Source organism: Streptomyces sp. NPDC001536 (assembly GCF_042894505.1).
Classification (GTDB): domain Bacteria; phylum Actinomycetota; class Actinomycetes; order Streptomycetales; family Streptomycetaceae; genus Streptomyces.
On the sequence record NZ_JBIAVQ010000013.1, the window covers coordinates 99,715 to 119,512 of the forward strand.

Below are 19,798 nucleotides of genomic sequence, written 5' to 3' on the forward strand. Positions count from 1 at the left end.
GGCCTTGTTCCGGGAGAGGGCTGTCCCTGATTCTGTCCGTGGTGTCTGCGGGGACAGCCCCGATGTCCCGCTCGGCGGACGCTCCTAGCGTCGTGGGCATCGACGGGAGGTGCCCAGTGAAACGACGGCAACCAGGAACGTGGGCCGCAGCGACGGCAGTTGTGGGAACTCTGCTGGTCTCGGCGGCGTGCTCGGCTCCGTCACCCGACCGGGCCGGTGGACATGCCGGCGCCGAGGCCACCGTACTCGCCCTCGCCAACCCCGGCGGAGCCGTTGAGCCTCCGCAGCTGGTCGCCTGGGTCAAACGTGTCGACCAGATGTCCAAGGGGACCATCAGCATCGAGTTCCGGAACGAGTGGCGGGAGGGAGAGGCCCGCCCGGAGGCGGCGACGCTCGACGACATCCGCAGGGGCAAGGCCGACATGGCATGGGTGGGAGCCCGCGCGTTCGACCGGGTCGGCATCACGGACTTCCAGGCGCTGTTGGCGCCGATGCTGGTGGACAGCTACGAGCTCGAGGCGAAGGTGTTCGAGGCCGGCATCCCGGCCGAGATGCTCGGCGGCGTGCGCAAGGCCGGTGTCGTGGGCATCGGCGTGCTGCCGGGACCCTTGACGCGCCTGGTGGGTACCCGCGAGCCGCTGGTGAACCCGGACGCCCTCAAAGGCGAGAAGATCGTCAGTCAGGACTCGGCCCTGATGGACGAAAGCCTGCGGGCCCTCGGGGCAACTCCCGTCACGGCACCCCCGAGCACCGACCTCGGCTCCTACGGCGGCGCACAGATGCAGCTCGGCGCGGTGGTGGGCCGACACCACGACCGCGATGCCAAGTACGTGACCGGCAATGTCGATCTGTGGCCTCGCCCCCTCGTCGTCGTCATGGGCAAGGCCGCCAGCGACAGGCTCTCCGCACAGCAGCGGGCCGTCCTCACCAAGGCGCTCGAACAGACGACCACGCAGGCGGTGGACGCCGCCCGAGCCGAGGACCGGGAGGCCGCGCCCACTCTGTGCAGGCTGGGAATGAAGCTCCCCACGGCGTCTTCCGCCGACCTCAAGGCCATGAAGGCGGCTGTGGAACCGGTGTACACCGGGCTGCGCGAGGACAAGCGCACGGCGGACTGGCTCGAGCGGATCCAGTACCTCAAGGAGACGACCGGAGCCGGACCTGACACCGCCTCATGTCCCGGCAAGTCCACCACGGCCAGTCCGCTCGAAGGGACGTGGACGCGCACCATGACCGACGGGGACTGGCGGCACTGGCCGGGGGACGAGACCTGGACCGAGGGTCCGCCGAACGGCACCTGGAACCTGGCCTTCGAGAACGGCGTCCTCACCAAGACCGACCCCAACGGCGAGACCGAACGGTGGCCCTACCAGACGTTCCGCGACCGGATCCATCTCGCCGGGTTGGTCACGCTCGACGCCACGTTCCGCCTCGACGGCGACCAGCTCACCTTCGACAACTTCGACTGCACGGACTGCGGAGGCTACGCCGTGACCTTCGGTGGCTCCAAGCAGCCGTGGGTGAAGAAGGCGGTCCCCCCGTTGAACGGGTCGTACGGGGGCGCGGCGGCGCATCGGGGGCAGCCCTGATGCGCCGCCGCCGTGCGTCCTGGCACCCTCGGGCCGTGGCCCCGACGCTCCTGATCGTGGACGATCACGCAGGCTTCCGTACCTTTGCCAGGGCGTTGTTGGAGGCGGAAGGGGTCGACGTGGTCGGGGAAGCCGCGGACGGCGCGTCGGCCGTTGTCGCGGCCGAGCGGCTGAACCCCCAGATCGCGCTGGTGGACATCATGCTGCCGGACTTCGACGGTTTCGAGGTCTGCGCGCGCCTGACCGAAGGGGGGCGGGAGCGGCCCGCCGTCGTCCTCACCTCCAGCCGTGACGCCTCGGTGTACGCGGACCGGCTGGGCCGCAGCGCCGCTCGCGGGTTCATTCCCAAGGACAGGCTGTCGCGCACCATGCTCCTGGCGCTGGCGGGGTGAGCTCGCCATGCCAGATCGAGTGTTGTCGCTGGCCGACGCCGCGGTCGGTGCGGTGCTTGTCGGGTCGGGCGCGGTGGCGTGGACGGGCAGGCGCCGCAGTCGCGTCGGGCTGCTCATGGCGGTGGCCGGGGCATGCTGGTTCCTGGGCAGTGTCGTCCCCGGCATGGTGTTCCTCCACCGGGGACCGCTGGTCCATCTGCATCTGTCCTATCCGATCGGACGGATGCACCGGCGGTCGGCCGTTGCCGTGGTCCTCGCCGCGTACATGGCGGCGGGCTACGAGGGCTTCGTACCGACGCCGTGGTTGACCGCGGGACTGTCGGTGCTCGTCATCGCGGCGGCTGTGGATGTCTTCGCCCGGACGTCGGGACCCGCTCGCAGGGCAGGGCGGTCGGCGCTGGCCGCCGCGCTGCTCTTCGCCGGCGTCCTGGCCCTGGGCAGTGCCAACGTGCTGCTGAAGTGGGGCGCGGACCGCACTGTCCTGCTGGTCTACGACGCGGCCGTCTGCCTGGTGGCGATCTGGCTGACGGTGGATCTGCTGTACGGGCGCTGGACCGAGGCCACCGTCGCCGACCTCGTCACGCAGCTCGGTCGGCGCACGGACACCGCCGGACTGCAGGGTCAGTTGGCCAGGGCGCTGGGCGATCCCGGCCTGACGCTGGGCTATTGGGTGCCGTGGCAGCATGCGTACGTGGACGAGGCCGGCCAGACCGTCGAGGTCGGCGGGTGCACCGCAGAGCGGGTGACGACGACCGTCGAGAACGACGGGGAGCCCGTCGCCGTACTCATCCACGACCCCTCGGTGCTGGACGACCCGAAGCTGGTCGACGGGGTCACAGCGGCGCTACGCCTGGCGGTCACCAACGCGCGGATGAGGGCGGAAGTCCAGGCCCGCATGGCCGGGCTCGCCGCGTCACGCCGCCGCGTCGTGGAGGCGTCGGACGCCCAGCGGCGCGCGCTGGAGGCCGAGTTGGCCACAGGTGCGCAACTCCACTTGGCCCAGGCAGGGCTCCACCTCGCCGCCCTCGAAGCCGAGGCGGGTGAGGAGCTGCGTGCCGTACTTCCGAAGGTGTTGGCCGAGGTGGACACCGCCCTGCGCGAACTCGCCCAGTTCGCGCAGGGGGTCCGGCCGCAGAGCCTCACCACCGGTGGGCTCGGCGCCGCACTGCCGCTGCTCGCCGGCCGGGCCGGGCTGCCGGTCTCGGTGGCGGTCAGCGTCGGCCGGCTGCCTCCTCCGGTCGAGGCCGCCGCCTATTTCGTGTGCGCCGAGGCACTGACGAACATCGCCAAGCACGCGGCGGCCACGCGGGCGCGCGTGGAAGTCGTCGCGGACACGAGCCACGTCGTCGTGCGGGTGACCGACGACGGCCGCGGCGGTGCCGACGCCCAGGGCTCGGGGCTGCGAGGGATCGCCGACCGGGTCGAAGCTCTGGGCGGAAGCATCACTGTCGGCGGCGGTGCCGCGGGCGGCACACTGCTCATGGCCAGGATCCCGGTAGAGGAAGCGGAGTCGGATGGAGATCGCGAACGGGGGGTGTCCGATGAAGATCGTGATCGCGGACGACTCGATGCTGATCCGCGACGGCCTGGCCCGGCTGCTCACCGAGGCCGGATGCGAGGTGGTGGCGACCGCTGAGAACACCGCCACGCTGATGCACAAGCTCGACTCCGTCGTGCCCGACGCGGTGATCGTGGACATCAAGATGCCGCCGACCTACACGGATGAGGGCCTTGTCGCGGCCCGTCAGCTGCGATCCATGGGCCCGTCCATCGGCGTCCTCGTCCTGTCGCAGTACCTGGAGGCGCACTATGCGACGCGTCTGATCAGCGACGCACCCGAACACCTCGGGTACCTGCTCAAGGAGCGTGTGTCGGACATCGCCCTGATCGTCGACGCGTTGCGCCGCGTCGTCGAGGGCGAGTGCGTCATCGATCCCACGATCGTGACCACGCTCATGCGGCGGTCGCGCGATCCCGACCCCCTCATGGGCCTCACCGCGAGGGAACTCGAGGTCCTGGCTCTCATGGCCGAGGGACGTTCGAACACAGCCATCGCCGGGAGGCTGTCGATGAGTCCGAAGACGCTGGAGGCCCATGTCCGCCAGATCCTGCAGAAGCTGAACCTGCATCAGTCGCCGGACGACCACCGACGCGTCCTCGCCGTCCTGAAGTACCTCCAGGTCCAGCACTGAAGCGCGACTCGCCGGCTCGCGTGCAACACAAACAGTTGTAGCGATAAGCGTTCACGTCCCACGCCGAAGGCCCCCACCGCTCGCTGGCCGAAGCGGGTACGCAGGGCAGGGTTGTCCAGCACCGCGCGCATCAGGGGCTGAGCCGCGTACCGGTGCCACGCCAGTCCTGGACAACGGTCCGTGGCTTCCGGTTCCTCGACCACGCGCTTTCACAGGGCCGCCGGAACAACGGCCCGGCGGAATGACGTGCACGTTCCCTTCACGCGTCGGCTCGTGTTCCCGGACCAGCCGGGGATCGCCCTCGGATCCAGGTCTGATCCGAAACTCCTGGCCGCGCCCAGGGACCATGCGTCCCCCTCGCCGGGCTCCAGGTCCTCCGGCTCCGCGTTGCCGTCAAAGGGAGCGATGGCCTCAGCGATCGCCCGCCGGACCGTCCCTGGATCCACGGGAGGCAGACAGACGGTCAGCACTTCGCGGGCCAAGAGAGGTCCCTTTCAATCGTATTCCCGTCCTTGGCGAACTGGTGAACAGCGAATATCTCATCGAAAATGCCTGCCCCGTTGGGATTTCCTCCTGCGTCGATGATTCATCGCCCTCAAGGGATCTACTCGTTGAACCATGGCTCGCGGACAGGACTGGGCGGTGGGATCCGGCGCGCGCCTCGGCTTCGCCAAGTAGCGGCCTGCTCGCCTCATGGACACAGGGCACGCACATCATGAAGTTGTCGAGCCTCGGCCACGTCCGCTGTACAACCAATGACAGTGACTGTCTCTGATTGATCGTTCCAGTTGCCTTTCGAGGCCCGGCACGTGATTGAACCGCCATGACCGGCATGGCAGTTCTATGCTGAGCTCGACATGGAACCCGTGAGCATCGGCGCGCGACTCGCCTCAAGTGTCGTCGTCCCCTTGGTCAAGAAACTGTTTGTGACAGACGGACCGGGTGCGGGCCTCGTCGACCGCCCCGTGCGGATCTCCAGGATGGTGTCGTTCCGTGGCGAGAAGCGGACTCTTTCAGACGTCGAACTCCGGAAGATCGCCGAGGAGTTGGTCGAGCGCGCGGCCCAGTCGACCGGTATGTCGGAACGTCTGCCAGGGTTCGAGTACCGCGCGGTGGTGAACGCGGTCACACACTCGCTGGGCTCGCTCGGCCATGTCGACATGGACGACGTTCAAGCCGTCCAGCTCGGCTACCTGGAACTGTCTCGGGTCCTGCGATCTGGAAACCAGGCAGCCACCCTCGGCTTATCAAGTGATGCTGTACACCTGCACGCGAACGTGGTGGATACGGCCTGCCTGCACATCTTGCACTTCTTCACCACAAGGTCCACCTTCGTATCCCGCACCCTGATCGAGCAGAGTCGCCGAATCAAAGAGCTGTCCTCGAAGATCGACTTACTGATCATGCGAACACCCTCTCCGGCGGACGGTGGCTTCGAGGAGCGATATAGGCGCTATATCTCGAAGAAGCATGGCAAGCTGACGATCTTCGGCCTTGATCTACCCGAATCGTCGGGCTCATGGCCTCTCGACGCGGCCTATCTGAGCTTGGAGGCTACTGGGACCACCGGCGACAACATTCCGTTGGTGCTGCCCGCAGAACAGGTGCTGGCGGGACGTGACCGGGTGTTGTTGCGGGGCGTGGCGGGTTCCGGCAAAACCACACTTGTGCAGTGGTTGGCGGTGAGCTCGGCCCGAAGCAACCTCGACGAACGGCTCCTCTATCTCCATGGGCTGGTGCCGTTCGTGCTGCCCATGCGGTCCCTGACTCGAGCCGGGGCAAGGTTGCCGGCACCGGACGAGTTCCTTTCAGCGGTGGGGTGCCCCATCGCCCACGCTCAACCCACGGGCTGGTACGACCGTGTCTTGACCGCGGGGCGTGGGCTCATGCTGGTCGACGGGATCGACGAGATGCCCGAGGGAGAACGCGAGGAAGCTCGACATTGGTTGCGGGACCTCATCGGCTCGTACCCGAAGAACCGCTGGCTCGTCACGTCCCGGCCCTCAGCCGTCAGAGAACATTGGCTGGGGGACGAGAAGTTCGCGGAGCTGGATCTGGCTTCCATGAGCCGCGACGACGTAGCCGCGTTCATCAGGCGCTGGCACAAGGCGGCCGGCAGCGCAGACGCTTACGGCAAAGAACTGCTCTACGCCGTACGGGCCAAGCAGGAGCTCGCCCGGCTCGCCACGAATCCGCTCATGTGCGCACTGATCTGTGCACTGCATCGTGACCGGAGGGGCTACCTCCCCGACGGTCGCAAGGAACTCTACGACGCGGCGCTGTCCATGCTGCTTTCCCGGAGGGACCGCGAACGCGGAATCTACAAGTCGGGCGACATGCGCATCGGCGAGACGCACCAGGTACAGCTGATCCAGAAACTGGCCTATTGGTTGATCCGCAACGGCCGTTCTGAAATGGACGCCAAGGACGTCCTGGACCTGTTGTCCCAGGCGTTGACGGCTATGCCACGCGTCGCTGAGCAGGGCACCGTGAAGCAGATCTACCGGCACCTGCTGGTCCGCAGCGGGTTACTCATCGAGCCAGTCGAAGGCACGATGCAGTTCATTCACAGGACCTTCCAGGACTACCTCGGAGCCAGGGCAGCCGTAGAGAGTCTGGATTTCGACTTCCTCGGCGGAAACGCCCACCTTGACCAGTGGGAGGACGTCATCCGCATGGCCGTGGCCCACTCTCGTCCGGCAGAACGCACTCGCTTGCTCACCGGACTGATCGAACGCGGTGACGCGTCAACGGACACACGCCACAGGCTCCATCTGCTGGCTGCGGCCTGCTTGGAGGACGCCACCGAGCTTGATCCCGCCGTACGAACCGAGGTTCAGCAGCGCGCGGAAAGGCTCATTCCGCCCCGCTCGATCACACAGGCCCGTGCACTCGCTGATGTCGGCCCAGTTGTCTTGGAACTGCTGCCCGGCCCAGAGGACCTCGCCGACGAGGAGGCCTACTTCACCGTGCTCACTGCCGTGCGCATCGGTACCGATGCCGCGATTCCGGTGCTGACCCAATTCCGCACTCTGGAGGACCTGCGGGTGCGGACCGAACTGGCCCTCACCTGGAGCCGGTTCGACACCGACCGCTATGCGGAAGAAATCATCGCGCACTTGCGTGAGGACGGCCTGTATTTCGTGGTGTCAAGCAGCCGAGAGTTGCGAGCCCTACGCCTTTTCGGGGGAAGATCCTTGTTGAAGATCACGTCCCCCCTCAGCCCTGAGGAGATCAAGCAATTCTGCGTGGCCGACCGTCTCTCAGGACTGTGTGTCGCGACAGATTTAAGCGACTCCTGGGAGTGGCTTGCCGCCTTCCCTCGTCTGACCCAACTGACGCTGGAAACCCCCCATCCCACCATCGACGTGAGTTCCCTGCGCCATGTGAGGTCCCTCCGCACTCTCAGGGTTCCTCCAACAGCGAGAGTCATCGGAACGGACCAGTTGTCCGCCAGCCTTGAGATTGTCCGCACGGACTCGGGGAACCAGAGAGACTAGCCGGACGGCGCCCCTCAAGGATGAGCCCCAGTTCCGGCAGTCCGAGAGCCAGGATCAGGCGGAGCCCCAGGAGTTCCGCCGCTTGGCTGGGCGCGTGGCACTCGAACCCGCACTCAGCGGATTCTCGAGCCCGCCGTCAACCCGCAAGGAAGGTGATTCGCACTTTTCGCTGCGGGTTGTCCTTGTTCGTGTCCACCAGACACACCGACTGCCACGTCCCCAACTCCAGCCGCCCGGCCACCACCGGCAGCGTCGCGTGGGGTGGTACGAACGCGGGTAGGACGTGGTCGCGGCCGTGGCCGGGGCTGCCGTGGCGGTGTTGCCAGCGGTCGTCGGAGGGGAGGAGGGTGTGCAGGGCAGCGAGGAGGTCGTTGTCGCTGCCGGCGCCCGTCTCGATGATCGCGATGCCCGCGGTGGCGTGCGGGACGAAGATGTTGAGGAGGCCGTCGCGGCCGACGGCCGCCTCCCGCAGGAAGGCCTCGCAGTCGGCGGTGAGGTCGACGACCCGCTCCGTCGAGCCGGAGGTGACGTTCAGGACCCGGGTGGTGAAGGCGTCTGACATGCGTCCATCCTCGCCCATACGTCCGGTGTCGCAAGTGATCGGCCGCCCGGCCGTTGATACGGCTGGTCCACTCCGCGAGACGCCATTGACCATGGCCACGCCATCTGACTACTTTCGGCCGCATGTTGCGTTCAGCCCTGCTCACCACGCGCGGTCACATCGACCTGCTGCGGGTGGCCTCCGCCGCGTGTCGCCGCGGCTGCTGACGCCCTTTTCCGCACCCCCTCGCGCCCTGCGCTCCGCCCCCTGCCCGCACGTCTGATCCGCGCGCACCCCTGACCCCGGTGCACGTCCGAGGCGGCGGCACACGGTCGCGGTCCCCCCACTCCCCTCATCGGCCGCTCTCCCCCTCCGTGGAGCACTCATGAGCATCAGCCATGCCCCACCACACCCCCAAGAACCCGATATTTCCGTCAAGTCCGGTCCGGACACTCCTCTCGACCTCGAACCCATCGTCCCCGCCTCCTCCCGGCGCGCCCGCGTCCCGCGCTGGCTGCGCCGCACCACCGGCCCGGTCCTCCTGCTGGCGCTCTGGCAAGTCCTCAGCGCCACCGGCGTGCTGACCGCCGACGTGCTCGCCTCACCGGGCCGTATCGCGCAGGTCGCGAGCGATCTGATCGCCGACGGTTCGCTTGCCTCCGCCATGACCACATCGCTCCAGCGCGTCGCCGCCGGTCTGCTCCTGGGCACCCTCGTCGGCACCGGACTCGCCCTCGTCTCGGGCCTGTTCAGGATCGGCGAGGACCTCGTGGACGCTCCCGTGCAGATGCTGCGGACCGTGCCGTTCGTCGGTCTGATCCCCCTGTTCATCATCTGGTTCGGCATCGGCGAGGCGCCCAAGGTCGCGATCATCACGCTCGGTGTGACCTTCCCGCTCTACCTCAATGTCTACGCCGGTATCCGCGGCGTGGACGCCCAGCTGATCGAGGCCGGTGAGTCCCTCGGGCTCTCGCGCTGGGGGCTGGTGCGGCACGTCGTCCTGCCGGGGGCGCTGCCCGGCGCCCTGACCGGACTGCGCTACTCCCTCGGTATCGCCTGGCTGGCGCTCGTCTTCGCCGAGCAGGTCAACGCGGACTCCGGGATCGGGTTCCTGATGGTCCAGGCGCGGGACTTCCTGCGGACCGACGTGATCGTGGTCTGTCTGATCGTCTACGCCTTCCTCGGCCTGCTCGCCGACTTCATCGTCCGCTCCCTCGAAAGGCTGCTGCTGCAATGGCGACCGACGTTCACCGGCCGGTGACCACGAAGGAGTCGGCCCCGGCTCCCCGCGCCCCGCACGCGGTCCGCGTCAAGGGGCTGACCCGCTCCTTCGACGGCCGCGCCGTCATCGACAACCTCGAACTCGACGTCCGGCCGGGCGAGTTCGTGGCCCTCCTCGGCCGCAGCGGCTGCGGCAAGTCCACCCTGCTGCGCATCCTCGCCGGCCTCGACCGGGAGATCGAGGGCACCGTCCTGGTGCCGCGCCGCAAGGCCGTCGCCTTCCAGGCACCCCGGCTGATGCCGTGGAAGAAGGTGTGGCGCAACGTCCTGCTCGGCCTGCCGGGCAAGCCCGCGCGGACCGTCGCCGACCAGGCCCTGGAAGAGGTCGGGCTGAGTCACCGCTCGGACGCCTGGCCCAAGACCCTCTCCGGCGGCGAGGCCCAACGCGCCTCACTGGCAAGGGCGTTGGTGCGCGAGCCCGATCTCCTGCTGCTCGACGAGCCGTTCGGCGCGCTCGACGCACTCACCCGTATCAAGGCCCAGCGCCTGGTGGGCGAGTTGTGGCAGCGCCGCGGCTGCGCGGTGCTGCTCGTCACCCACGACGTCGAGGAGGCCGTCCTGCTCGCCGACCGTGTCCTGGTGATGGACGACGGGGTCATCGCCCACGAGCAGCGGATCGACCTCGACCGGCCGCGCGACATCACCGACCCCCGGTTCGCCGAGCTGCGGGCCGGTCTCCTGGAACGCCTGGGCGTCGACACCGCCGCCGAAGCCGCCTGATCCCCCCACAGCAACAGCACCAGCGACACAGAACGGAACCCCCATGCGACGACGCCTCGCCCCCGCCGCACTGCTCCTCCCCCTCGCCCTCCTGCTCACCGCCTGCGGCGGCAGCGCGACCGCCGGGACGGGGTCCGACACCGACGGCAAGGGCTCGCTCACGCTCAACGTGGGTGACCAGAAGGGCGGTTCGGAGGCGATCCTGCGTGCCGCGGGTGAGCTGAAGGACCTCGACTACAAGATCAAGTGGTCGACGTTCACCTCTGGTCCGCCGCTGTTGGAGGCCGTCAACGCCAAGGCCGTCGACATCGGCGGCGTCGGCAACACCCCGCCGGTGTTCGCCGCGGGCGCGGGCTCCAAGATCAAGGTCGTGGCCGCCTTCCACGGCACGTCCAAGGGCGACGCCATCCTCGTGCCGAACGACTCGAAGCTGACGAAGGCCGAGCAGCTCAAGGGCAAGTCGATCGCCGTGGCTCAGGGGTCCTCCGCCAACTACCAGCTGGTCGCCTCCCTCAAGGAGGCGGGGCTGAGCCTGGGCGACGTGAACGTCAAGTACCTCCAGCCGGCCGACGCGCTGGCCGCCTTCACCTCCGGCAAGGTCGACGCCTGGGCGGTCTGGGACCCGTACACCTCCCAGATCCTCCAGGGCAAGCAGGGCCGCGTCCTCACCACCGGCGACGGCATCACCAACGGCCTGACCTTCCAGGTGGCGGCGCCCAGCGCACTCCAGGACAAGAAGAAGGCCGCCGCGATCGAGGACTACCTGGAGCGGCTGCGCCGGGCCACCGCGTGGGTCCACGACCATCAGGAGGAGTGGGCCGAGGTGTGGGCGAAGGACACCGGTCTGCCGTACGAGGTGGCGCTGGCGTCGGTGAAGCGGACCAACGCCAGCCGGATCTCGGTCGCGGTCGACAAGCCGCTCGTCGCGTCCGAGCAGGAGATCGCCGACACCTTCACCGAACTGAAGCTCATCCCGAAGAAGGTCGACTTCGCGGACTTCGTGGACACGCGCTTCAACGCGGATCTGCCGCCGTCCACGACCCCCGCGCGCGGCGAGAAGTCGTAAGCCGGCCGCCGGGAAGATCTGTGCCCCCGGCACAGTTGGTAGAAACGTGAACAACATCGAGGTCGTCGTCATAGGCGCTGGTCAGGCAGGTCTGTCCAGCGCCTATCACCTGCGCCGGACCGGTTTCGAGCCCGAGCGTGACTTCGTGGTCCTGGACCACTCCCCCGGGCCGGGCGGCGCCTGGCAGTTCCGGTGGCCGTCGCTGACGTACGGCAAGGTGCACGGGATGCACGCGCTGCCGGGCATGGAGCTCACCGGCGCCGATCCCTCGCGGGCCTCCTCCGAGGTGATCGCCGAGTACTTCGACACCTACGAGCGCACCTTCGACCTGCGGGTGCGCCGGCCCGTCGATGTGCACGCGGTGCGAGAGGGCACGGACGGACGCCTGCTCGTCGAGACCTCGGCCGGGACTTGGGCGACACGGGCGCTGATCAACGCGACCGGCACCTGGGACCGGCCCTTCTGGCCGCGCTATCCCGGCCAGGAGACGTTCCGGGGACGGCAGTTGCACACCGCGCAGTACCCGGGGCCCGAGGAGTTCGCCGGGCGGCGGGTGGTCGTGGTGGGCGGGGGCGCGTCGGGCACCCAGCATCTGCTGGAGATCGCCCCGTACGCGGCCTCCACCACATGGGTCACACGGCGCCCGCCGGTCTTCCGCGAGGGCCCGTTCACCGAGGAGATCGGCCGGGAGGCCGTCGCGCTCGTCGAGGAGCGGGTGCGGCAGGGGCTGCCGCCGAAGAGCGTGGTCTCGGTGACCGGGCTGCCGCTCAACGACGCGATCCGGCAGGGCATCGAGGAGGGGGTACTGGACCGGCAGCCGATGTTCGACCGGATCACTCCGGACGGAGTGGAGTGGAACGACGGACGGCGGGTGGACGCCGACGTCATCCTGTGGGCGACCGGTTTCCGGGCCGCCGTCGACCATCTGGCGCCGCTGAAGCTGCGCGAGCCGGGTGGCGGCATCCGCGTCGAGGGGACGCGCGCGGTCGCCGACCCCCGGGTCCATCTCGTCGGCTACGGCCCGTCGGCCAGCACCATCGGCGCCAACCGGGCGGGCCGTGCGGCCGTACGGGACATCAGACGGCTGCTGGAAGGGGAACCGGTCGCCGTCTGACGCCCCGCCGGGTCACTTCTTCGGCTGCTGCGAGGCGGATGAACTGCCGCTCTTCTGCTGGGCGTTGAACTCGGCCACGTTGCGCAGGTGCTCCTCGTAATTGGCCGTGAAGCGGGTGTCGCCCGGCTTGACCGTGACGAAGTACAGCCAGTCACCGGGCGTCGGGGTGATCGCCGCACGCACGGCCTCCTCGCCCGGGCTGTCGATCGGGGTCGGGGGCAGCCCCATGCGCTGGTACGAGTTGTACGGGCTGTCGATGCGGGTGTCCGCCTCGCTCGTCCTGAGGGTGGAGCGGTTGAGGGCGTAGTTGATGGTGGAGTCCATCTGCAACGGCATCCCGCGTTCCAGGCGGTTGAAGATGACCCGGGCCACCTTGCCCATGTCGGCCTTGGTGGCGGCCTCGGCCTGGACGATGCTGGCGATGGTGACGGCCTGGTAGACGTTCATGGCGTTGCGCTGGGCGCCGGCGGCGATCGGGGCGCCGTTGAACTTCTGGTGGGCCGTGTCGGCCATGACCGTCAGCAGCGACTCGGGGGTGGTCTTGTCGTTCAGCGGATACGTCGCCGGGAAGAGGTAGCCCTCCGGGTTGCCCTCGGCGTCGGTCGGCAGCTTCAGGTTCGCCTTGGCGAGGGCCTTCTTGGTGGTGCCGGCCGGGCGGGCGAGGACCTTGTCGACGGCGTCGTAGATCTGGCTCGCGCGCCAGCCCTCCGGAATCACCAGCGAGGTGGGCTTGGCGTCCTTGTCACTGTCCAGGCCCAGCAGCGGCACCGCCACGGCGGTGCCGGCCACGACGGCCCCGGTCGCGATGAGGACGAGGCGGCCCCGACGGGTCAGTCGAATCGAGCTCCGTGACGGAGTGTTCTGGTACATGCGGGCACGGTAACCCTCGAATCGTTACAAACCCGGCATATCTTCAGCTTGTCGGTTCCAGTTGAGCATCCCGGCGTACGAGGGCGGCGTACCGTCCGTCCATCTCCAGGAGTTCCTCGTGCGTACCGCGCTCGGCCACGCTCCCGGAGTCCAGGACCACGATCTGGTCGGCGCCGCGGACGGTGGAGAGCCGGTGCGCGATGGTGAGCGTGGTGCGGTCGGCGGACAGGGCGTCGATGGCGTCCTGGACGGCCGCTTCGGTGCGGGTGTCCAGGGCGCTGGTCGCCTCGTCCAGGATCAGGACCGGCGGGTCGCGCAGGATCGTACGGGCGATGGCCAGGCGCTGTTTCTCGCCGCCGGAGAAGCGGTGTCCGCGCTCGCCGACGACCGTGTCGTAGCCGTCGGGCAGGCCCGCGATGTGCTCGTGGATCTGGGCCGCCTTCGCCGCCGCGTACAGCTCCTCGTCGGTGGCGTCGGGCTTGGCGAAGCGCAGGTTGTCGGCGACGGTGGCGTGGAAGAGGTACGTCTCCTGGGAGACGACGCCGACCGCGCGGGCGAGGGTGTCGAAGTCGAGGTCGCGCACGTCGGTCCCGTCGAGGGTGACGCGGCCGCCCGTCACGTCGTACAGCCGCGGGACCAGGTGGCCCAGCGTCGACTTTCCGGCGCCGGTCGGGCCGACGACGGCGAGGCTGCCGCCCGCGGGGACGGTGATGTCGATGCCGTCGAGGATGAGGCCGCTCTTGCCGTCGTATCCGAACTCGACGCCCTCGAAGCGGACCTCGCCCTTGATGGTGTCGAGGTGGACCGGGCGCTCCCGCTCGGTGATGTCGATGGGCAGGTCGAGGTACTCGAAGATGCGCTGGAAGAGCGCGAGCGAGGCCTGGATCTGGACGCCGGTGCCGAGGAGGCTGACGGCCGGGCGGAACAGGCCCTGCTGGAGCGAGACGAAGGCGACGATGGTGCCGATGGAGACGTCCGGGCCGCCCGTCTGGAGGGCGAGGCCCGCGGTCCAGTAGATGACGGCGGGCATGGCGGCCATGACGATCGTGATGACGGCCATGCGCCAGCGTCCGGCCATGTTCGCGCGGACTTCGAGGTCGACCAGGCGCTCGGACTCGTCCGAGAACGACTGGGTGAGCGAGTCGGAGCGGCCCATGGTGCGGCCGAGGAGGATGCCGCTGACCGAGAGGGACTCGGTGACCGTGGCGGCCATCGCGGCCATCTGCTTCTGGCGCTGGGTGGTGATCTTCTTGCGTTCGTTGCCGACACGGCGGCTGATCCACACGAAGACGGGCAGCAGAAGCAGGGAGACGACGGTCAGGCGCCAGTCGAGGGCGATCATCGCGACGATGGTGGCGATCACGCTGGTGGCGTTGGAGACCAGCGAGGTGGCGGTGGAGGTGACGGTCGCCTGCATGCCGCCGATGTCGTTGGCGATGCGGGACTGGACCTCGCCGGTGCGGGTGCGCGTGAAGAACGCGAGCGACATGCGCTGGAGGCGGTCGTAGACGGCGGTGCGCAGGTCGTGCATGACGCGCTGGCCGACCGTCGTGGAGATCAGGGTTTGCAGGACGCCGAAGACGCTGGTCAGCACGGCGCTGAGGATCATGCCGAGGGCGAGCAGGCTGAGCAGCCCGGTGCGGCCCTCGGGGATCGCGACGTCCAGGGTCTCCTTCAGCATGAAGGGTGTGGCGACCGAGACCAGCGACGCGGCGCCGACGAGGAGGCCGACGACGGCGAGCCGGCTGCGGTAGGGGCGGAACAGTTTCAGGATGCGGCGCACCTGTCGGGGCTGCGCCTCGGAGTCGCCGGGCGTGGGCCGGGCGGGTTCGTGGTCGGGGTGCATGGGCTCCTTCGGGAGGCGTGTCGAAGCGGACTTACGGACCTTAGCTCATTGTTACCTATGCTCACAATGCACATGGTCCTGTTATTGTTCCCGTATGACCACCCCCGATTCCGACGGCCCGCTCGCCGAGCAGTTGCTGCGGTTCACGCGCCGGGTGCTCCGCATCCAGAAGCGGCACATCGAGCAGAGCGGTCTGGGCGTCACTCCCGCCCAGTCGCGGTTGCTGCGCACGCTCGCGCACTGCGACTCGCCGCCGCGCATGGCCGATCTGGCCGAGCACCTGGAGGTCGTGCCGCGCGCGGTGACGTCGCTGGTCGACGGTCTGGAGACGAGCGGCAAGGTGCGGCGGGTGCCGGATCCGACGAACCGGCGGGTCATCCGGATCGAGCTCACGGACGACGGGCACAAGGCCCTGCGGGAGCTGCGGGGGGCTCGTAGGGCGGCCGCGGCGGAGATTCTGGCGCCGCTGACGGTGGAGCAGCGTGAGGTGCTGGGCGGGTTGCTGGACACGTTGGTGGACGGGGCCGCGCCCGAGCCGGGGAAGAGCTGTTGACGGCATGAGAAAGGGCCGCGGCAGGTCGCCGCGGCCCCTCTTTTTGGTGGAGCTGTCGTCAACTGGCCTCGGAGGCGGTCTCCTTGGTCTTCTGGCTGGGTACCAGGGCGGCCGGCTCCTCGGCCTCTTCCGGCTCGGGGTCGGCCTTCCCTTCGTCCAGCACCTTCTTGGCCTTGTCCAGGTCCAGCGCGCCCTCCCAGCGGGACACCGCGAAGACGGCGACGCAGTTGCCGAGCAGGTTCGTGACGACACGCATCGAGTCCATGATGCGGTCCACGCCGAGCAGCAGGGCGACGGCGCCGGCCGGGATCGCGCCCAGCGAGGAGGCGGTCGCGGACAGGGCCAGGAAGGCCGAACCCGGGATGCCCGCCATGCCCTTGCTGGTCAGCATCAGCACCAGGATCACGGTGATCTGCTGGCTCAGGCTGAGGTCGACGCCCACGGCCTGGGCGATGAACAGGGTGCCGATGGACAGGTAGAGCGAGGCGCCGTCGAGGTTGAAGGAGTAACCCGTCGGCAGCACCAGACCCACGGCGTCGTCGCGGGCGCCCGCCTTGCGGAGCTTCTGCATGACGCGCGGCATGACCGACTCGGTGGAGGCGGTTCCGAGGGCGAGCAGCATCTCCTCGCGGATGTAGCGCAGGAACTTCCAGAGGCTGAGCCCGGTGAGCATCTTGAGCGCGATGGCGAGCAGCGCGATGAAGAGCGCGGCGGCCGCGTAGCACAGGATGATCAGCTTGGCGTAGGTCTCGATGACGCCGAGGCCGTACTGGCCGATCAGGACGGCCATCGCGCCGAAGACCGCGATCGGGGCCAGGCGCATGATGAAGCCGACGACCGCGAAGATGATCTCCTGGGCCTGCTCGATGGCGGGCAGCACCTTCGGCACCTTGGTGTGGCCGAGGTGGAGCAGCGCGGCACCCACGAGACAGGCCAGGATGAGCACCTGGAGGAGCGAGTTCTCGGCGAAGGCGCCGATGAAACTGGTGGGGATCGCGTTGACGATGAACTCGGTCGTCGAGGGCAGCGAGCCGCCGCCGGTCTTCGCGTCGACCGCCGCGCTGTTCAGCGTGGCCGGGTCGACGTTCATCCCCGAGCCGGGCTGGACGACGTTGGCCGCGAGGAGACCGATGATCAGGGCCAGCGTGCTCGCGACCTCGAACCAGATCAGGGCCTTGAGCCCGATCCGGCCGAAGGCCTTGAGGTCGCCGGCCTTGGCGATGCCGACGACGACCACGCAGAACACGAGCGGCGAGATGATCGTCTTGATGAGCCGGGTGAAGCCGTCGCCGAGCGGCTGGAGGTCGGAGGCGAAGTCGGGCCAGAGCTTTCCGACAACGATGCCGAGGACCAGCGCTACGGCGACCTGGGCGAAGAGTGAGGTACGCAGTATGCGTGCGACGCGTCGCGGCAGGGACGGGACGGACGGCGGCACGGGCACTCCTTGGGGGGACGTCGGTGCACAGAGGCCCCGAGGGGACGTCGGGGACTTCTGCGATACGGAAAGCGGCTTCCGTGGCGATCACTTTGACCGCGCCGTTGATCTCCCACGAGACCGCCGCGTTTCTGCCGTGTAAATCACGCCTTGAGTGACGCATCGCACACAACTCACCTCAGCAGCCTCGGTGATCCTCGGTGAGCACCCCTTGAACCGTGGTCAGGGTGCGGTCGTGACAGCCGTCCGACCCGTACAGCCGGTAGCGCTCGCTCGTCGTGCCGACCGCGTGCCGCTGGTCGCGCGGGACGTTGACGGTCCAGGTGGCGTCACCGGTGTAGGTGTCGTCGAGCCGTGACCACGCCGTTCGGCGCCCCTCGCGCGTGACGGTGGCCGTGGCCCGGTCGCCGAGCGTCAGCACGGTGCGCAGCCGGTCGTCCGCACCGAGCGTGGTGGTGCCGTCCATGGTGTACGTCCGATGCGTGCGCGTCGTGCGGGCCGGGCCCCGTCCGTCGACGGTGACCGACTCGTCGTCCGTCCAGGTGGCCTGGAGCGCGTCGACGTTCTCGCCGTCGGTCCACCGGTGCGTGGAGGTGTTGGCGAGCGCGCGCCGGACGGTGGTGGTCACCCGGCCGTGCGAGGTGTCGACGTATCCCGCGACGGTGAGCCGGTGCGCGCCCTCGGTGTCCAGTCGGTGCTGCGAACCGGGGGTGTACGCCGTGGAGTTGGCGAGGTCGCCGACGGTGTGCTCGGTGAGCCCGCCGGTGACCCGGGTGCTCTTCGCGTCCTGCCAGACGAGGACGTTCACGGGGGCGCTCCAGCCGGTCTGCCCCTCGGGGACGCCGACGACGTCGACCTCTATGCGGTGGGGACGGCCGTCGTTGAGGATCCCCGCGAACGGCGTCAGGTCGTATTCGATCGGCTTGACGTCGAAGGCGCGCGGTCCCGGAACGACGTACCAGAGGAAGGGGTTGGACCAGCCGCCGGTCCACACGTGCGGGAACGGCGCGGCGATCCCGGCGAGTCGGCCGTCGACCTTGATCTGCACCTCGCGGTAGGGGCCGCCCGTCGCCTTGCAGGAGTACGGCGCCTCGTCGGGCACCGTCAGGTACCAGTACTCCTCGCAGCCGCCGCCGGATCCGGTGGCGTACACCTCGGCGACGATGCGTTCGCTGTTGCGCGGGGTGGTGATGGTGCCGTCGGCCGGGGTGAGGACCCGGTCGGGGGTGGCGGCGGGCCGGCCGGCGTAGAAGGTGAGCGTGACCTTGACGTCGATGATGCCGGTGTACGTGCCGTCGACGACGTTCCCGATGAGCATCTCGACGTCGTGGCTGCCCCGGAGGGTGTCGCTGTAGCGCGTGACGTCCTTCTCGACCGACCACTCGATCCCGTCGGGCGACGGCTGCGGGGTCGACGTGCGGAAGATCTCGACCCCGCCGACGTGCAGATGGCCGAGCCGGTCGTACTGACGCCCCTTCACCTTGCCGTCCATCCGCAGCACGACCTTGCTCCAGCGGTCGCCGCAGCCGTCGGGCGGGGTGTAAGTGCCCCTGTACGGCGTGAAGTCACGGAACTGCGCCTCGGCCAGCGTGACTTGGCAGGACCTGCCGGAGGGTCTGGTGACGGGCGGGGCGGCGGTGATGGGGTCGTGCCAGTCGGAGCCGAACTCCGCGGGGACGTCGGCGGATCGGGCGGGCGCGTCGCTCGACCGGGCAGGCGCGTCGGCCGGTTGGGCGGGGGTCGCGCCGAGGAGGGTGCTCGCCAGGAGGGTCGCTCCTGTGAGCATGGACATGATGATCCGTCTCTTCATGGCCGGTGTTCTACGGCGAGTTGGGCGCTCTCCGCAATGAGGCCTCCCCCGCGAGTGCTAGCTCGCCAGGTCGGCCCTGTCCCCCATCACCACCACAGGATGCCGGTCCGGGTCGAGCGTGCGCAGCAGGTACCGCATCGCCGATCCGGACAGGGTGACGCAGGCGGACGTACCGCTGCCGTGGTCCATGTGGAGCCAGATGCCGCCGCCCTTGGCCTCGCCGCCGGGCCTGGTGGGGTCGTTCGGTGGAGTGCCCTTGACCCGGTTGTAGTCGATGGCGATGACGTAGTCGAAGTCGCGCCAGTGGGATTCGGGCCACCAGCGCGGGGCGGCGAAGGCGGCGGAGCGGGTGTAGGGGAGTTTCGAGCCGGGGTTCTTCAGGACGCCGCCCGCGTCGGTGAGGGTGAACACGCCGACGGGGCTGCGCTTGTCGCCCTCGCGGTGGTCCGTGGTCCAGCCCTTCTTGCCGTTGTGCGCGGGCCAACTGCGGGTGCGCACCCAGGAGGAGCCGTGCTTCGTGTGGAGAACGACCGTGGAGTGGGGCGAGTTCCTGCCGTCGCCGTAGACCGCGACGACCTGGCGGGAGTCGCCCGGGATGCGGTGCCGGAAGCGGTCGCCGATGCCCGGGAGACCGGTGGGAGCGGTGGTGGGGGTGGTGGTCGTGGGCCTCGACGCGGGTCTCGCCGCGTCGGTCCGGGGGCTCGCGCAGGCGGCCAGCGCCGCGAGGAGGACTGCGCAGGCCACCGCACGTCGTACATAGCTCGACACTCGGCCATGGTCGCATCCGTTCGACCGGAAAACCGTTTGCCTCCGACCACGCGATGACGCGAACCTTTCACGGTTTGCTACCGCCGTCCGCGGTCCCTCCACCCCCCTGACACGAGCCACT

At 68.9% G+C, this 19,798-nt stretch carries 17 protein-coding genes; 11 read left to right on the forward strand and 6 right to left on the reverse strand.

All coding sequences use genetic code 11. From position 1 onward, the window contains the following. The first annotated feature begins 161 nt into the window (after positions 1-161). The 5 genes from ACFY0U_RS31510 to ACFY0U_RS31530 all read left to right on the forward strand — a co-directional run bounded on the left by ACFY0U_RS31510 (position 162) and on the right by ACFY0U_RS31530 (position 7,673). Entirely contained in the window at positions 162-1,589 is a 1,428-nt protein-coding gene (locus tag ACFY0U_RS31510) for a TRAP transporter substrate-binding protein (RefSeq protein ID WP_388641601.1), read from the forward strand. Positions 1,590-1,624: 35 nt separating this feature from the next. Then, positions 1,625-1,981, forward strand: coding sequence for a response regulator transcription factor (locus tag ACFY0U_RS31515; protein ID WP_388641602.1), 357 nt, complete (start codon positions 1,625-1,627; stop codon positions 1,979-1,981). A gap of 7 nt (positions 1,982-1,988) precedes the next feature. Continuing rightward, on the forward strand, positions 1,989-3,617 hold the full coding sequence (locus ACFY0U_RS31520; RefSeq protein WP_388641603.1) for a sensor histidine kinase: 1,629 nt from the start codon (positions 1,989-1,991) through the stop codon (positions 3,615-3,617). Further along, a complete protein-coding gene (locus ACFY0U_RS31525) occupies positions 3,523-4,173 on the forward strand; it encodes a LuxR C-terminal-related transcriptional regulator (protein WP_388641605.1) in 651 nt (216 codons plus the stop codon). Before ACFY0U_RS31520 ends, ACFY0U_RS31525 begins: the two co-directional genes overlap by 95 nt. Positions 4,174-5,030: 857 nt before the next feature. Further along, positions 5,031-7,673 (forward strand): NACHT domain-containing protein, encoded by a 2,643-nt coding sequence (locus ACFY0U_RS31530; RefSeq protein WP_388641607.1) that lies wholly within the window; start codon positions 5,031-5,033, stop codon positions 7,671-7,673. A 136-nt stretch (positions 7,674-7,809) separates the two neighbouring features. On the opposite strand, the gene ACFY0U_RS31535 is transcribed toward ACFY0U_RS31530, so the two are convergent. Then, positions 7,810-8,235, reverse strand: coding sequence for a secondary thiamine-phosphate synthase enzyme YjbQ (locus tag ACFY0U_RS31535; protein ID WP_388641609.1), 426 nt, complete (start codon positions 8,233-8,235; stop codon positions 7,810-7,812). 122 nt (positions 8,236-8,357) lie between these two features. Between ACFY0U_RS31535 and ACFY0U_RS31540 the strand changes: the two genes are divergently transcribed. The 5 genes from ACFY0U_RS31540 to ACFY0U_RS31560 all read left to right on the forward strand — a co-directional run bounded on the left by ACFY0U_RS31540 (position 8,358) and on the right by ACFY0U_RS31560 (position 12,395). Next, positions 8,358-8,441 carry a putative leader peptide gene (locus ACFY0U_RS31540; protein ID WP_349817350.1) on the forward strand — a complete coding sequence of 28 codons (84 nt, stop codon included), beginning with the start codon at positions 8,358-8,360 and terminating at the stop codon, positions 8,439-8,441. Positions 8,442-8,599: 158 nt separating this feature from the next. After that, entirely contained in the window at positions 8,600-9,475 is an 876-nt protein-coding gene (locus tag ACFY0U_RS31545; protein WP_388641611.1) for an ABC transporter permease, read from the forward strand. Then, positions 9,448-10,215 (forward strand): ABC transporter ATP-binding protein, encoded by a 768-nt coding sequence (locus ACFY0U_RS31550; RefSeq protein WP_388641613.1) that lies wholly within the window; start codon positions 9,448-9,450, stop codon positions 10,213-10,215. The genes ACFY0U_RS31545 and ACFY0U_RS31550 overlap by 28 nt, the downstream gene beginning before the upstream one ends. A gap of 43 nt (positions 10,216-10,258) precedes the next feature. Continuing rightward, positions 10,259-11,281 (forward strand): ABC transporter substrate-binding protein, encoded by a 1,023-nt coding sequence (locus ACFY0U_RS31555; protein ID WP_388641614.1) that lies wholly within the window; start codon positions 10,259-10,261, stop codon positions 11,279-11,281. Positions 11,282-11,327: 46 nt separating this feature from the next. Then, the gene (locus tag ACFY0U_RS31560; protein WP_388641615.1) at positions 11,328-12,395 is read left to right on the forward strand and encodes an NAD(P)-binding domain-containing protein; all 1,068 of its coding nucleotides are present in this window, start codon (positions 11,328-11,330) and stop codon (positions 12,393-12,395) included. A gap of 12 nt (positions 12,396-12,407) precedes the next feature. Here the strand turns inward: ACFY0U_RS31560 and mltG are convergent, their stop codons facing one another. Beyond that, positions 12,408-13,265, reverse strand: a complete 858-nt coding sequence (mltG, locus tag ACFY0U_RS31565; protein ID WP_388641617.1) for an endolytic transglycosylase MltG — start codon at positions 13,263-13,265, stop codon at positions 12,408-12,410. A gap of 43 nt (positions 13,266-13,308) precedes the next feature. Then, a complete protein-coding gene (locus tag ACFY0U_RS31570; RefSeq protein WP_388641619.1) occupies positions 13,309-15,111 on the reverse strand; it encodes an ABC transporter ATP-binding protein in 1,803 nt (600 codons plus the stop codon). A 94-nt stretch (positions 15,112-15,205) separates the two neighbouring features. On the opposite strand from ACFY0U_RS31570, the gene ACFY0U_RS31575 reads away from it, so the two are divergent. Further along, complete coding sequence (locus tag ACFY0U_RS31575) at positions 15,206-15,664, forward strand: MarR family winged helix-turn-helix transcriptional regulator (protein WP_388641621.1); 459 nt, start codon at positions 15,206-15,208, stop codon at positions 15,662-15,664. A 58-nt stretch (positions 15,665-15,722) separates the two neighbouring features. Here the strand turns inward: ACFY0U_RS31575 and ACFY0U_RS31580 are convergent, their stop codons facing one another. The 3 genes from ACFY0U_RS31580 to ACFY0U_RS31590 form a co-directional block, all read right to left on the reverse strand. Continuing rightward, positions 15,723-17,099, reverse strand: coding sequence for a cation:dicarboxylate symporter family transporter (locus ACFY0U_RS31580; protein WP_388641623.1), 1,377 nt, complete (start codon positions 17,097-17,099; stop codon positions 15,723-15,725). Positions 17,100-17,277: 178 nt separating this feature from the next. Beyond that, complete coding sequence (locus ACFY0U_RS31585; RefSeq protein WP_388641624.1) at positions 17,278-18,909, reverse strand: peptide-N4-asparagine amidase; 1,632 nt, start codon at positions 18,907-18,909, stop codon at positions 17,278-17,280. 57 nt (positions 18,910-18,966) lie between these two features. Continuing rightward, positions 18,967-19,677, reverse strand: a complete 711-nt coding sequence (locus tag ACFY0U_RS31590) for a hypothetical protein (RefSeq protein WP_388641626.1) — start codon at positions 19,675-19,677, stop codon at positions 18,967-18,969. Positions 19,678-19,798 lie beyond the last annotated feature (121 nt).

Coding starts and splice junctions, on each gene's coding strand:
- ACFY0U_RS31550 (WP_388641613.1), top strand. CDS start 9,448: ATGGCGACCGACGTTCACCGGCCGGTGACCACGAAGGAGTCGGCCCCG.
- ACFY0U_RS31555 (WP_388641614.1), top strand. CDS start 10,259: ATGCGACGACGCCTCGCCCCCGCCGCACTGCTCCTCCCCCTCGCCCTC.
- ACFY0U_RS31540 (WP_349817350.1), top strand. CDS start 8,358: ATGTTGCGTTCAGCCCTGCTCACCACGCGCGGTCACATCGACCTGCTG.
- mltG (WP_388641617.1), bottom strand. CDS start 13,265: ATGTACCAGAACACTCCGTCACGGAGCTCGATTCGACTGACCCGTCGG.
- ACFY0U_RS31535 (WP_388641609.1), bottom strand. CDS start 8,235: ATGTCAGACGCCTTCACCACCCGGGTCCTGAACGTCACCTCCGGCTCG.
- ACFY0U_RS31530 (WP_388641607.1), top strand. CDS start 5,031: ATGGAACCCGTGAGCATCGGCGCGCGACTCGCCTCAAGTGTCGTCGTC.
- ACFY0U_RS31570 (WP_388641619.1), bottom strand. CDS start 15,111: ATGCACCCCGACCACGAACCCGCCCGGCCCACGCCCGGCGACTCCGAG.
- ACFY0U_RS31545 (WP_388641611.1), top strand. CDS start 8,600: ATGAGCATCAGCCATGCCCCACCACACCCCCAAGAACCCGATATTTCC.
- ACFY0U_RS31575 (WP_388641621.1), top strand. CDS start 15,206: ATGACCACCCCCGATTCCGACGGCCCGCTCGCCGAGCAGTTGCTGCGG.
- ACFY0U_RS31585 (WP_388641624.1), bottom strand. CDS start 18,909: ATGAAGAGACGGATCATCATGTCCATGCTCACAGGAGCGACCCTCCTG.
- ACFY0U_RS31520 (WP_388641603.1), top strand. CDS start 1,989: ATGCCAGATCGAGTGTTGTCGCTGGCCGACGCCGCGGTCGGTGCGGTG.
- ACFY0U_RS31525 (WP_388641605.1), top strand. CDS start 3,523: ATGAAGATCGTGATCGCGGACGACTCGATGCTGATCCGCGACGGCCTG.